11 protein-coding genes and 1 pseudogene are annotated in these 14,523 nt (G+C 39.6%); 4 read left to right on the top strand and 8 right to left on the bottom strand.

Annotation, left to right across the window (positions count from 1 at the left end):
* Nucleotides 1-194: 194 nt before the first annotated feature.
* From F993_RS02240 to gshA, 8 genes and pseudogenes are all read right to left on the bottom strand, one after another.
* Complete coding sequence (locus F993_RS02240) at nucleotides 195-890, bottom strand: hypothetical protein (protein ID WP_004657090.1); 696 nt, start codon at nucleotides 888-890, stop codon at nucleotides 195-197.
* A gap of 49 nt (nucleotides 891-939) precedes the next feature.
* Nucleotides 940-1,293, bottom strand: coding sequence for a hypothetical protein (locus F993_RS02245; RefSeq protein ID WP_004657087.1), 354 nt, complete (start codon nucleotides 1,291-1,293; stop codon nucleotides 940-942).
* 283 nt (nucleotides 1,294-1,576) lie between these two features.
* A pseudogene (locus F993_RS02250) lies at nucleotides 1,577-1,767 on the bottom strand (DUF2345 domain-containing protein); the annotation flags it as partial.
* 81 nt (nucleotides 1,768-1,848) lie between these two features.
* Entirely contained in the window at nucleotides 1,849-2,577 is a 729-nt protein-coding gene (locus tag F993_RS02255; RefSeq protein ID WP_004657083.1) for a hypothetical protein, read from the bottom strand.
* 1 nt (nucleotide 2,578) lies between these two features.
* A complete protein-coding gene (locus F993_RS02260; RefSeq protein WP_004657081.1) occupies nucleotides 2,579-4,762 on the bottom strand; it encodes a M23 family metallopeptidase in 2,184 nt (727 codons plus the stop codon).
* On the bottom strand, nucleotides 4,759-8,085 hold the full coding sequence (locus F993_RS02265; protein WP_004657078.1) for a type VI secretion system Vgr family protein: 3,327 nt from the start codon (nucleotides 8,083-8,085) through the stop codon (nucleotides 4,759-4,761). The genes F993_RS02260 and F993_RS02265 overlap by 4 nt, the downstream gene beginning before the upstream one ends.
* A gap of 177 nt (nucleotides 8,086-8,262) precedes the next feature.
* Complete coding sequence (locus F993_RS02270; protein WP_004657076.1) at nucleotides 8,263-8,769, bottom strand: disulfide bond formation protein B; 507 nt, start codon at nucleotides 8,767-8,769, stop codon at nucleotides 8,263-8,265.
* Between the two features lie 18 nt (nucleotides 8,770-8,787).
* Nucleotides 8,788-10,362 carry a glutamate--cysteine ligase gene (gene gshA, locus F993_RS02275; protein WP_004657073.1) on the bottom strand — a complete coding sequence of 525 codons (1,575 nt, stop codon included), beginning with the start codon at nucleotides 10,360-10,362 and terminating at the stop codon, nucleotides 8,788-8,790.
* 269 nt (nucleotides 10,363-10,631) lie between these two features.
* Here gshA and F993_RS02280 point away from each other — a divergent pair, with 269 nt between their 5' ends.
* The 4 genes from F993_RS02280 (at nucleotide 10,632) to F993_RS02295 (ending at nucleotide 14,491) form a co-directional block, all read left to right on the top strand.
* Nucleotides 10,632-11,171, top strand: a complete 540-nt coding sequence (locus F993_RS02280) for a DUF924 family protein (protein WP_004657071.1) — start codon at nucleotides 10,632-10,634, stop codon at nucleotides 11,169-11,171.
* Between the two features lie 36 nt (nucleotides 11,172-11,207).
* On the top strand, nucleotides 11,208-11,765 hold the full coding sequence (locus tag F993_RS02285) for a CC0125/CC1285 family lipoprotein (RefSeq protein WP_004657069.1): 558 nt from the start codon (nucleotides 11,208-11,210) through the stop codon (nucleotides 11,763-11,765).
* Nucleotides 11,766-11,783: 18 nt separating this feature from the next.
* Nucleotides 11,784-13,091 (top strand): DUF445 domain-containing protein, encoded by a 1,308-nt coding sequence (locus F993_RS02290; RefSeq protein WP_004657066.1) that lies wholly within the window; start codon nucleotides 11,784-11,786, stop codon nucleotides 13,089-13,091.
* Between the two features lie 245 nt (nucleotides 13,092-13,336).
* Nucleotides 13,337-14,491: a pyridoxal phosphate-dependent aminotransferase gene (locus tag F993_RS02295; RefSeq protein ID WP_004657064.1), complete on the top strand. Its 1,155-nt coding sequence runs from the start codon at nucleotides 13,337-13,339 to the stop codon at nucleotides 14,489-14,491.
* The last annotated feature ends 32 nt before the right edge of the window (nucleotides 14,492-14,523 follow it).

Below are 14,523 nucleotides of genomic sequence, written 5' to 3'. Positions count from 1 at the left end.
TCATACACATTTCAAAAATTGACTTAAAAAAATACGATAGATACATAATTTCATCCTTACTATTTCTATTGCCCCACTAGATGCCCTAAATCAACTCCTGCACTGTTGCTCCAGATATCGAACAAACTGCACTCTAATTTTAACAAGAATAAAGAAGGTTTTTATGACCTTCTTTATCATTTTATATTTATAGATTATATTTTCTTAAAATAAATTTTACTTTCATCTGAACATTCATTATAAAAAATTCCAGAAAATTGTTTTTTTACCATTTCATTTTTCATATAAGCCTTACAATCTAAAAATATCGTACCATCCTTTTTTTTCGTAAATTTAATTTCTTGTTTTTGATAGTATGGATTTTTGTCATAATTATCATTCAAAAAATAAATGCCTTTTTTATAGTTTCTGGATTGTACTTGGTTTGAATTATCACCCATTAATAAAAAATCGACTCCCCCCATAGTCAAAAACACTTTATTTATACCTAAAATTAAATTCTCATCATTCTCAGATAAAATATGAGAATTTGCCCACCCCATTAAAACATCTTCATTATAAATATTTTTATAATAGAGAACATACCCCTCCTTATTCTTTTTTAAATAAAATTCATCATTCGGAGGAGCAAAACTTTCAAAAAAATATTGATCTTTATTACTTCTCGCCTTATTCAATTGACATTTACCAGTTATATTACAAATTTTAAATGAATAAAAAGTATCATTAAAATTCATAAATGAATTCAAAGATGCTGAAGATTTAACCGATTTCACATTTTCTTCTATTTTGTTAATTTCTTTGGCGACTGACGAACTGCTTGAGCAAGCAAAAATAGGGGTTAGCACTAATATAGCTAAATACATTTTTATATGATTAAAAACTTTCACAAACTTATCTCCTTATTTTTATACCACAAAACTTTTAACAGCACTAAAACTACAGACATCTATCGATATAATTATTTTTACCTAAAGTATTCATTGGAATTTTATTTTCATTATCATAAGTAACATCATATAATTTATTATTATTTTTATCAATTTTAATCCACCCAAATGTCGCTCCATTGTTTACCCCACTTTTACTTTTCACAAATATTTGTATGTAATCCTTTTCTGAAAAATCGAAAGTAATATCTTTCTTTTTAATTTCTTTCATGTCAAAATTTTTATAAACAATAGCATTAAGATCATTTTCACATTGCTGATTTTGATCCAAACTATTAACATTTATCTTCGCACTGCATCCACTAGTTAATAAAACAGAAAATAAAAAACATATAAATTTCATTAGCAACCCGCCATTATCTCTTAAAATATTAACACAATCCTGGCTTTCATTTTATCAGGAGTACTACTTTTAAATCGTTCTGTTCACTTCAACCACTCTAAACTTCCTTGGATAATTTTTTGATTCTCAAAAATACCCTTATATTTAATACTATCAAAATTACTCCATTGAAAAATTTTATATAAATTAATCCCATTACCATAATTAAATCTATTCGGTAATTGCGGAACCTCGCCTGCAACTCCAATTTCCCTTTTGCTGTATAAACCCTAATGCCATTTTACGCAGCAAACAAACTGATCTTGTCCTGTACATGCCAATAATATTTTTCTGTACGCTCAAATTAATTGAACCACTAGCACTCTCGGCAATATCCTGAGCGGTCTGAAAGATAATATTTTCAGGCGTGGCTAATGCAATCCCATTCGACAATGCCAGCAACATCAGCGCCTGTCTGAAAAGTTTGCCTTGCTCTTACTGTTTGTTTACAAAAAAGCCCGAACTAAGCAAAATTCGGGCTGATTTCACGTATTTACTACAATACAAATAAAATTATCATTTTAATTGTACTCGTTTTTCTTTATTTCCTTCCATATAAGTTAAATTATAATTCTTATCGATTAATACGTTTTTAGTTGCTGGTATAAATTTCTTTTCTTCCACACCAAAAGCATTAATGATTAAAATAGCAAGTTGTGGCCCCTCATCCTCATTATCTTCAAATGGAGAAATAATGATTTGTTTACCACTTTCTGTTTCTGGAAGAACAATACCATCCCCATAACTAGGAGAAATAGATGGATAGAATTTTATCAAATTAGATGAGCTCACCAAATTAACTTTAGAACAACTATTTATATCTTTCTTTAAAAGACATTTAAAATGATCAACTGAATTGTAAGGTAAATGTGTTAATACTAAACCATGAATATTTTTTTCTTCTTTCGAAGATTTTCCAGTTGTTAAAAATGATAATCTAGATAAATATTCATCCCTATAACATTGATTTCTAACTAGACCAGCACCTTCCCCAGCTATATGACTTATTTTCCCTTCACAATTACTTTTTATTTTTTTCACCCATTTATCATAATCATTTTTTTCTCTATTTTTCTCATTATCAAGTTTAATAATTAATTTTTTATTTTCCTTTTCTATACATTGTATACTTTCATAAACATTATTTTTATTACAATTTACTGACGAACTATCCGCACATGCTGATATTGTTGAACCAAATGCTAACAATACTAATCCTGTACCAACCACATATTTACTAAACATATTAAATTCCTTTGAAGTTTTTAGGGAGAACTATTTTAAAAGGTTTTGGCATTTTATTTCTTAGTTCAGTCGTAGTGCCATGAGCATGTATAGCTGTTCCATTGCCAAGTATCATACCTTTCTTTACTGCTTCATCATGAAATTTATCTACCCATGCCTTTCTATTTTTTGCATCTGAATAATATTTATTTGCATAGTTTAGATTTTCTCCAATAATGGAAAGTTTACCATCTGCTCTTTCTATAAGATAGCTATTAACAAAATTCCTAACCCTTGTACTTACATGCGATATTGGCATTTTTTCAACACTACCATAAGGGTCTAAACTTTTAGGACCTGTAATTTTAGAAAACTGTCTATCAGCATTGACTACACTTCTGACACTATTCCCCCATACACCAGACTTGACTCTATTCATAATAGTATCTACAACACCAGCAGCTTGATCAGTAAAATACTTCTCTGTTTTAAACTTTATTACCTCAGTCTCAGTTACTTTCATAATATCTATAATATCATCATTACTTAGTACTAGTTCACCCCCCACTATATTATCATGTGGTTTTGGTGTTGACACCCCCCCTCCACAACTTAAAATCCTAGGAACTTTCAAACTGTTTACTAGAGTAAACATTTTAACGCCATTTAATTCAACTATTGTTTTTTGAAAAATATTTCCACCAAAATATACAGCTGAGAATTTAGTAACGTCAAAATGTACCCATGTAGTTGCTCCTGAAGTTCCACTATTAAAAACTTTTGGTTCTAAATAAATTTTATCAACCTCTCTATTTTCTGATGCTCGCATTTTTTTAATCATAATTTCTTTTCGAATAAATTCCATATCATTGACTTCACGAGTCCTACTTCCATTCTTATTAAAATGAATATCCAGAGCTAACCCCATATGATTTACTGTTGCTCTTCCATGCTTTTTATTATTTTCAATACATCTATAACCAGACTCTATATAAGCCACTTCGATTTTCTTTTTCTTAAATTCATTTTTTAAATAAAAATTTACAGCCTTTAATATCCAGATTAGACTTCGGTGTAATCCTGGATATTCATTTGCTTTATTTGAACCAGATTGAACCCCCATATTACCATTACCAAAGCCCGAACATTTTCCACAATTACAAGCAGCTTTCCCCATAAAACCTGCAATAGGGTATTCTTCATAAAATTTATCCAACGCTACCAATACTGAGCCACAAATTTTCCCCGTCTCTGGTACCCCCATATAATCCCGTTGGAATTGCTTAATACAATTTGCAGTTAGTTCGGTAAACTCATCCGTAGGTAAAGCCCCACCGAAGCCCGCCAAACGAATATTTACTTCTCGAATAAGCTCACTCTTACCACTTGAAATACATTGCGGATTGGTTTTGCATAAATTTGGAGCATCTGCTTTAGGTGTACCACCATCCTGACTACGGTCATCCACTGTCAGTATCTTGGAAGCAGCGTTTGTAGCTTCATTCAGCGTTTTTTTACCTTCTTCATAAAGCTCATTCACTTGGTCGAGGATTTTACTGCCAAAATTTGCTCCAAAAATTCCTTCTTCCTGCTTTTTCTGAGGTGTTGTACTCGATGGCCTTACAGGTGGAGTCTGTGGTGCTTTTGTTTTAGTGCTGCTAGCCGAAGGTTGTGATCTCTGCTGAGTGGTCTGTTTAGCTTTTTCTTGATGTGAATTATTTCCTGTAGCAGGAATATTCACTGGCAACTTAATCACTTGCCCAATACTAATCTTATTGGGGTCATCTATTTTATTCAAACGCTCCAACGCTCGAACAGTAGTATGATTTTTTTGAGCTATTTCAAATAAAGTTTCACCCTTTTTTACAACATGCGTTTTTCTTTTATATTGTCCATTATTACCTTGATTTGTTAATGTTTTTAAATCCAACATTACTTTTGGGCTTGTAATTTTTACGAGCATGCGATCTCTAGACATTACAAAACTTTGTACCTTGATCATCAAGCCATTAAACATACTTTTGATATAAACATCTAAAGCCGTACCTTTATCTCGACTAATCTCAACGATACATCCAGATGAGTTCGTAAATCCCGCAGCAATAACTTGCCCAGTCCTCTGATTTTTTACTTCATATTGTGCTTTTGAGATTGGGCTACCAAATAAATCTAAGAGTTGTATCGTAACTAATGATTTTTTATTCATTTCCAATCCCTATCTTCTACATTATTCTCTGTTTCTGAGTCATTCACATTTTGATCTGCTAAAAAATCATCTTCATCAAAACTATCAATGACTAATCCCCATTCATCATTAGAGCCAACAAGGACCTGAACTTTGGTTGGATCTGGCGTGCTAATTTTTCCTGTACGACCATGCTCATCTATTGATCCCGAAGTAAATGAATTCGTTCCCGGTACAAAAGCTTTATAACTGAGCTGGCTAAAATCGCTCTCCCAAAATAAGTCATAAATATCTAAGCGATTGCTAAAAGTCGGTGTGCTAGGTAATTCAGGAACCTCATATGAAACCTTAGCGCCACTCACAAATAAATGCTGACCAGCCTTACTCTCAAACTTACCACCCGTGGTTGAAAACACCCCGTTGGCATTGATCTTCAGCTGAGAACCGCCCGCTGTTAGTACAATTTCTTTAGGACTGGTGATTTCAATCTTATCTTCAGTAGAAATCAGTTTAATCACCTTCTTGGCAATCGCTTCAATCGCATCATCCTGCGCCTGCAACTCCAATTTCCCTTTTGCTGCATACGCTCTAAAGCCCTTTTGTGCAGCAAACAAGCTGATCTTGTCCTGTGCATGCCCAATAATATTCTTTTGTGCACTCAGGTTAATTGAACCACTGGCACTCTCGGCAATATCCTGAGAAGCCTGCAAAATAATATTTTCAGGTGTCGTTAATGCAATTCCATTCGGTGATGCCAACAACATCAGCGCCTGTCTGAAAATCTTGCCTTGTTCTTGTTGCTTGGCATTCGAACTGCTTTCCAAACCTTGGGTATAACCTTCCATAAAGCCCTGTAAGGAGCTCAATGCTTTGGACGGAGTGATGTCTAACTTGCTGCCTTTACTAAAGGTGCCACAGGCACTCATCAGCTCAAAATCTTTAATATCGACATTGGCCAAAACCTTTCCGACTTCTTTAATACTTTCAAAAGGGTTTTGCTGAATTCGATCTTTAATGCTGGCAAGCTTGCCTTTGACAATATCAGCGCCATGCTCTTCAACGTTTTCAATGAACTCTTTCAGATTTTCAACCGCATCTTTGGCATCACTAAAGAACGCATTAAACTCATCTACTGCACCTTTGGCATTGCCGCCGAGGGCACCAATATCCTCAATAAAACCACCACAATCCTTTAAAGCATGGATCGGATCATTACTCATCCCTTCTTTAAATAAATTTAAAGTGCTATCCAGTGCTTGACCTGTGGTTTTAAGTTCCAATGACTGAATAAACTTCGGTAAACGGTTAATCACATTCAGCGCATCGGTCTGTTGCTTCGCAGCCACTTCACTGAGCATTTTCATGCTGTCATAACCCTGTGACAGCAAAGATTGTGCCTGGGTAGCTTCCAAATGATCAGCAATCGCCTGTTCTTGCGCATAGGTACTGATCAGCATGCCTTTGCCTGCCCGTACAGCACCCCAAGCATCCGTTCTAAGCTCGAAGCCCTCACCACGACCGTTGCTGCTTTCCTGCACTTTAGGATGACTTAAATTACCTAAATTCAGCTGTGTTGCCGCATGGCTACTTTGTAATTGGGTACTGATTTGCCCTGTCGTATCATCAAAACGTAACTGGTTAAAACCATTGCCATTGACTTCCTGACTGCGGATACCACTGAGTTTTTTAGTGTCTGGAAGCTGCCCTTTGACATCAAACTTGGTCGGGGAGCGTTGTGCTTCATGGATACGTCCAGTCACAAAAGGACGATCGATGTTGCCATCAAAAAAGTCGATGACCACCACCTCCCCAATACGCGGCAAGAAGCGTGCTCCATAGCCTTCCCCCGCCCAAGGGGTGAGGACATCGACCCATGCGGAGTCGGTGTCATTGTCATTACTACCTGCTCCACCGTCATGGCCATGATCCTCACTGCGGGTAAACAGAAAACGAACCTTGATCCGTCCCCACTCATCCACATAAATAGTTTCCCCTTCGGGCCCCACTACTTTGGCGCGTTGCGGATAGGCAATCGGACGATGTAACTCTGGATCATATTCAGGGGTGATCTTGATCTGACGGCGAATCAAGGTCAGTTCATTACCCTGACGCTCTGCCTCGTCATAGTCGTGTTGATCCCAGCGGCTCTGGCTGAGCAGTTGACTGACCTGTTGCTGTAAATCTTTGGGTAAATTATTTTGATTGTAGAAATGCTTGGCAATAATCAGGAACTCCTGATCAGCCCCTTCATGCTGATCAATTTCAGGATGTTCCCTGAGATTAAACCAATACCCGACTTGGCTATCGCGCACGGTACTATAAGCCTTAAAATATTTGGCTTGACTGGCGTACATGTCATTGAATTGCTGATTCAGTTTTTCTAGCTGACTGCCACCTGAAGCCGTGGCTTGGTCTTCACCTTTTAAGTCCTGCATCCAAGCTGGACTGATATGCCATGCCTGTTCAAGGCTTAAACTGGCAGAATCAAAACTTTCCGAATGGTTATGGCTGGTAACCACTGAACCTGCACCTTCTTCTTGTGCCAAGGCATCAGGCTGCCAACGTTGCAGATGCACCGCAGTCGGCTGCAAGCTACGCACCGCCACAAAACCGGTTATGCTGTCCTGAAATTCTGTGGCACTGCTACGGTGATAACGAATACTCCGTCGAGCCAAAGCTTGATATTGACTATTATCATCAATCAATCTTAGCTTCTGTGCTTTGACAGGGGTACTTGAATGCGGTACAAAAAGCTCAGCTTCATCAATCAGCCAGTTTATGCCTTCACTGCGCCATAAGCGTGTAAGAAAAGAATAGTCGGATTCATTATGGCCCATCACAAATGGGCGTATATCATAATTCTGGCTTAAGCCACTCAGATCCAGACTCAAACTTGCTGCAAATAATGGACTTCTTTGCTGCCACTCTTTGAACAAAACTTCAGTGATTTCCACAATAGTTTTATTCATAAAAACACGGCTATTACGGCGCTTATGCCATAAATGGGTCGCATCGTGTACAGTCAGCTTATACAGCGTTAATGCGCCATCACTTTGTCCATAACTGGCCTCGGTCACAATCCCCGTGGTGCGAAACAGTTGCCCTGAATCGGTAACCTGATCAACTGCAACCTGAACCCCAATAAATTGTTTGAGGGGAATCTGGGCATTGGTCGAAAGACAAATCAGCTCGGCTGACAAGCCCTCATTAAGTTGATGCTGGCCTTGTATACGTTGTAAAAAAACTTGGTTATTCAGTAATTTATTAGAAAATTGTACGTGAATGGCACGTTTCTGTGCATTTAGCCCTATTTTTTCTAATACATTAAATATATTAAAAAGCATTTTTTATAATCAGATCGTACGGGGAATCGGCTGAACTTTACAAAAAACAGACCTATCTGTCCACAAAAAAAGCTTTTAAGCAACAAAATGGCACAACTTGTTTAGTTTTTGAGAAAATAAAACCCGAAATAGACATTCATATTTCGGGTGTTTAAATGATTTAGAACAACGATTCGCTTATTTTTGTGTAACGCGATAGTTTCTAAATAATTGCCATAAGCAAATCAGTAAAATCAAACTAAAATAAACCAGAGACCAAACGGGCAGCGATTGACCGAGGAAAGTCCAATCTATCGCGGCGCATTCCCCTGAACCCGAAAGTACTTCCTGTAATACGGTTTTCATTGGCAAGGCATCCACCAGATAGTTTAAGCCAGGCCCACAACTTGGAACCTGATCAGGTGGTAAACTTTGCAGCCAGACATGACGTGCCGCAACACCAACTGACCAGCCAATTGATAAGGTTGCTAAAAATGCATAAAAGCGTTTGAAACCACTTGAAACTGGATTATGGATAAAGGCGACTAGCGCGATTACGCCCATCCCAATTAAACCAAGGCGTTGGAAAATACAGAGTGGACAAGGATCCAAGCCCTGCACATGTTCTAAATACAACGCAAATGAGATACCAATAATGCTGGTCAGTACCAGTACTGCACTGACTAAGCGATAATTCCATCGCATGGGAAGTCCTCTAAAATATTAGCGATATTGTGCAAGATATTGTTCAAAACTCATGTCGTTATCTTGTTCAAGTTGCGCCTGTTTTTGCAACGAAGTTTGCGCCAATTGTTCAAAATAGTGTTTGCGTTCTTCACTGAGTGGATGTTGGTCATAATGATCGACATGTTGCTGCGCCATGACACTACCAAAATTCCATGTGCCACCATGTTGCAAGGTATCTGCAATCACGTGCGCCGAAGGTGTGTTTTCAACATGGTCTAGGCGTTGTTGCATCACTTGAATGGCATCTTGATATAGCTGGGTGCCATCCATTTGGTCTAGTATCTTGGCACAGGCTTGAATCGCATTTAAGTGAGTTTGTGCCCAGTCTTTTAATGAGATCGAATGATCTCCTTCTTCGATCTTGGCATCTGCCGCACGACCACGATTCACCACTTCAGTTTGGTTACGATCAATCTGTTCTTGTTCTTCAGCAAAGAGATCCGGACTGTCTTTGAGCAAGCAATACAAAGCTAAACTTTCAAGGAAGCCTGCCGAAATTTCATCAATTCCAATCGCGCTATACGGATTCACATCCACTGCACGTAATTCGACATAGCCAACGCCACGATTTTTTAAGGCTTGTGAAGGTGTTTCACCTGCTTGCGGCACCTGTTTAGGACGCACCAGACTGTAGTATTCATTTTCAATCTGTAGTACATGATCGTTGATCTGAATCGGCTCGCCCTGTTCATCATTTAAACCGAGCTGGGTAAATTCTGGATAAGGGGTATGCACGGCTTTTTGTAAGCCATCTAAGTAATCGTGCAGATCGTTATAATGAATCCCAAGTTCTTTTTGTGCTGAGTTTTGATAACCCAAACGCCCCATCCGCAATGCAGTCGCTTCCGGTAAATAAAGTGTGCCTTTGACTAAAGGCTGTAAATGATGCTGACGACCAGTCAGGAAACAACGACACACCGATGGACTTGCGCCTAACATATACATCACTAAAGGAATCAGGCGAATAAAATTGCGAATCAAACCAAAATAACGGTGACTACGATAATCTTGCAGGCTGAGCTGTTTTAATTTTGGGTTGCTCTCATGCTGCTGTAAAACCGCAAATAGTTGTTCTGGAAACGATAAATTATAATGAACCCCTGAAATGGTCTGCATACGGCGACCATAACGTACGCCTAAACCACGGCGATAAAGCGTTTTAAAGCGGCCGATATTGGAACTGCCATATTGTGCCAGTTTAATATTTTCTTCGTTATCATCCAGCATACAGGGCATCGACAAAGGCCAGAGTTTCTCACCCTCCTCAAGCTGTTGATGTACGATGCTATGGATATCACTTAATTCGTTTAAAGCGGCAGCGATGGTGCTTTGTGGCGTGGTGATGAACTCCATCAACGCTTCTGAATAATCGGTGGTGATATGTGGATGTGTTAACGCTGAACCGAGTGCTTCTGGATGATTTTTTTGTGATAAAAATCCATTACTTTGCATGCGTAGGCTTTCACGCTCGATCCCACGTAACATCCCCTTTAATAGCGAGGCATCTACCCAAGTTGGTATCACAGAGGAAGTAAGGCTGGGTTGATTCATATTCTATGCTCGCTTATTCAAGATCAGCCGACCACATACATGGTAGCGGCTTCGTCGATTCTACAGACATGATGTGCATGCCGATCCCTTCGACTCAGCCAATTATAACGACAATTACGATCTAGTCATCTAGGCTCTGTTCACATTTCATAAATAGCTGCGACAGAAACCCCTGTTTAGTTTGGCAATTTTTATCACAATCTTGTTACATAAGACACGCTGAAATTGTGATTTTATTGAAAAATAAATCTTCCAATGGATACTCACCCATGCAAGCGCAAGACATTCTTAATTTTTGGTTTGACCCTGATCATCGTGTACTTTGGTTTGCAAAAAGTGATGATTTTGATGCAAAAATTCGTGCGTCCTTTGCAGAGATTCATCAGCAAGCTGCTCAGGCGGAGCTGTGGTCATGGCGCCAAACACCTGAAGGACGTTTGGCTGAAATTATTATCCTCGATCAGTTCTCACGAAATTTATATCGAGATCAGGCACAGGCCTTTGCCTACGACAGCTTGGCTTTAACCCTGTCACAAGAAGCGATTAGCTTGCAGCTGGATGCACAACTCAGTCCCGAGCAACGTTCCTTTCTTTATATGCCGTTTATGCATAGCGAATCCAAACTCATACATGAATTTGCCCTAAAATTGTTTCAACGCTTAGGCAATGAAATTAATTTAAACTTTGAGAAAAAGCATAAAGTGATCATTGATCGTTTTGGTCGTTATCCACATCGCAATGCAATTTTAGGCCGTAACTCAAGCGCTGAAGAACTGGAATTTTTAACTCAACCGAATAGTAGTTTCTAAGTCGATCTCCCTCGACACTGTACACAGGAATGGCATATGAAAGCTTTATTAATATGCACCCCGCTCCTTGTCGCACTGACATTTGCAGGATGTGCAACGGTTCCCTCCAAACCCAGAACCTTTGACCAACTCGGACAATTCACCGCTTATCCGTTAAATAACAAAACTTACCGCGTTGGTTTCCAAGCGGATAATAATTTGAGTTATGGTACGGCTGAGGAAATTACCTTGCTCAAAGCAGCGCAAACCACGGTCAAAAATGGTTTCCGCTATTTTAGTGTGGTGGATGATCCAAGCAACGCTCGCCATAAAACACCCCGTCAGGCGGTGATTTATCCGACACCGTCGTATTATCCTTATGGTTATTATCGTCGTCATCCAGCCTTTTGGCCGGATCCATTCTACGATACCCCACAAGTGGTCAATATTGATCCGATTCAGGTGTCGTATACTATCGAGTGCTTTAAGACACAGCAGCAATCACCAGATGCCTTTGATGCACAACTGATTTTGCAATCCTTAGGGCCTAAATATGGCTTGAGTCCAACAGGAGACGTGTTGCAGCCACCTGCACCACCTCAAAACAAAAAATGAAATTAAAAGGATGACTCAATGAGTTCAGTCGAAGAAATCCACGTCCCAAGCTTACAACGAAGTAAATACTTCGCCACCATGGCACTGATTATTGCAGTGGTGTCATGGGTCGCTTTAATGGTCGCGGCACATTTCCTGCCTGAATATAAATGGCTCATCCATATTTTCATGCTCGGTGCAGAAGCAGGCGTGGTCGGTGGCTTGGCAGACTGGTATGCGGTTACGGTGTTATTCCGCAACCCTTTTGGCAGAATGCCATTACCCAAACTGTTGCGTGATCATACCGAAATTATTCCGCGCAATAAGGCCCGTATTGCCGAGTCAATGGGTCGCTTTGTACAGGAAAACTTCCTCTCCCCACAGATTGTAGAACGCAGTCTACAAAATGCCGATATCAGTTTGGCAGTAGGTCAGTGGTTGGCTAATCCTAAGAACAATCAGCATGTGGTGCAGATGATCCAGCACACTGTGCCGAGAATTTTTGAATTTGTCAGCCAAGATCAAATTGCACATTTTGTCCAAAATAACAGTGTGCAATGGGTCAGAAGCACCAAGGTCAATAAATTGGCCAGTGAAATGCTGCGTGCCGTATTGGAAAATGATTTCCATCAAGATGTGTTACAGCGTGGACTCGATCTGGCACATGAATGGATGGTGTCTCATCCTGAAGAAGCACGTGATTTATCACGTAAATTATTCCAAGAATTAGGCGTTTGGAAACTGGCTAAAGGCGCAAGCTGGATCGGCATTGATGTACAGCAACGCACTATTGATTCACTTATTGAAAAAGTTGAATCGATGCTGGCCAATCCTGATCATCCTTGGCGTCAAGATATTGAAGCTACCACGCATAACTTGATGTTAGAACTGGCAGAGCCTGACAGTGAAGCTAGCCAACGTTTAAATCGTGGTAAAGATGCCCTGCTTGATAGTCCACAGGTATTGAACTTTATCAGTGGCGCTGTAGCAATTTTATGTGATGCAATTAAAACCGATTTAATGCAGGAAGATTCAGGCATTGCCACCAACTTACAGGCGGCGATACAGCAGCTCGGTGAAAGTCTAATTCAGAATGAAAAAGTGCGTCAGGTACTGAATGAAAAGATGATCGGCTTAGCCACCAATTTCAGTGAGCAATATAGCGACAAGATCATTCGTTATATCAGTGAGCGCATTCATGAATGGGATTCTCGTGAAATGATTGCCAAAATCGAAAGTGAAGTTGGTGGTGATTTGCATATGATCCGCGTCAATGGTGTGATTGTCGGTGCATTTATTGGTTTAGCACTCGGCGTGATTCGTGCCATTGTTGAAAATGTTTTGTAAATAAATCAAATCCTAAAGTTCTCTAGCTCAATTTAAGTTGGGATCAGCTATCGCGACGGCGGCACGGATGCCGCCCATAGTGCTGCGGCCTCAAGGATGGGCCGTCAGCACTATAAAGGATTTTTGTTACTTTTCATCCTTGAAAAGTAAAACATGCCTATACAAATTACATATAATTTCTCACAGCATACGAGGCTGTGCAGAGTCATCGTAAAAAAGAAATTAGATATTAAAAAGGACATCCGATGTTGCAACTTCAGTCAAAACTCCCAAGCCAAGGCGTCACCATTTTTAGTGTCATGACTGAACTCGCACAACGACTCAATGCCCTGAACTTATCCCAAGGCTTCCCAGATTTCCCTGCGCCACCTGCATTACTCGAAGCCCTCAGCCAAGCGACACTCTCAGGTTATAACCAATACCCTGCGGGTGACGGTGTATTGGCCTTAAGACAACAACTGGCAACACAATTCTTGGCACGCGATCAGTTGCAACTCGACCCAGTCACTGAAATCACCATCACCCCTGGTGCAACCATTGCGATTTTCTGTGCCATTCAAGCCTGTATCCATGCAGGCGATGAAGTGATTATTTTCGATCCAAGCTATGACAGCTATGCCCCTGCGGTTCAGTTGGCAGGTGGAAAATCAGTGCATATTCATTTAGATGCACCAAGTTTTCAGGTGAATTGGCAAAAGGTCAAAGACAGTATCAATGCCAACACCCGCATGATCATTGTCAACACCCCACACAATCCAACAGGGGCAATTTGGTCAGAACAGGATTGGCGTCAGTTAATTGAGTTGATTCAAGATAAAAATATCGTGGTGCTCTCCGATGAAGTCTATGAACATCTGATTTTTGATGGGCAGAAACACCATAGTGCACTGCAATTTCCAGAATTGCGTGAACGCAGCTTCGTAATTGGTTCTTTCGGTAAAACCTATCATGTCACAGGCTGGAAAACCGGCTATTGTGTTGCTGCGCCACAACTCATGCGTCTATTCCGCCAGATTTATCAATTTGCCAATTTCTGTGGCACCACTCCATGCCAGATTGCACTGGCCAACTATATGCAACAACACCCTGAACATATTCAGGAATTGCCAAGTTTTTATCAGGCGAAACGTGATCTGTTCAATGCCCAAATTCAAAATTCACGTTTCGACTTCATCCCATCTCAAGGTACCTATTTCCAAAATCTGGATTACAGCAACATTCGTCCTGATCTTAATGATATCGAGATGTGCCAATTTCTTGCGGAGCAACATAAAATTGTGGCCATTCCAATTTCGGTGTTCTATCAACAAGCACCAGCATCATTACGCCTGATTCGTTTCTGTTTTGCCAAAACCGATCAAACATTACAACGCGCAGGTCAAATCCTCGTACAATGTTGATCAACAAAAATAAACTGAACCCTCATCTTCAA

It is taken from the genome of Acinetobacter proteolyticus (genome assembly GCF_000367945.1).
GTDB classification, from domain to species: Bacteria; Pseudomonadota; Gammaproteobacteria; order Pseudomonadales; family Moraxellaceae; genus Acinetobacter; species Acinetobacter proteolyticus.
This window is presented reverse-complemented; position numbering and strand designations above follow the sequence as displayed.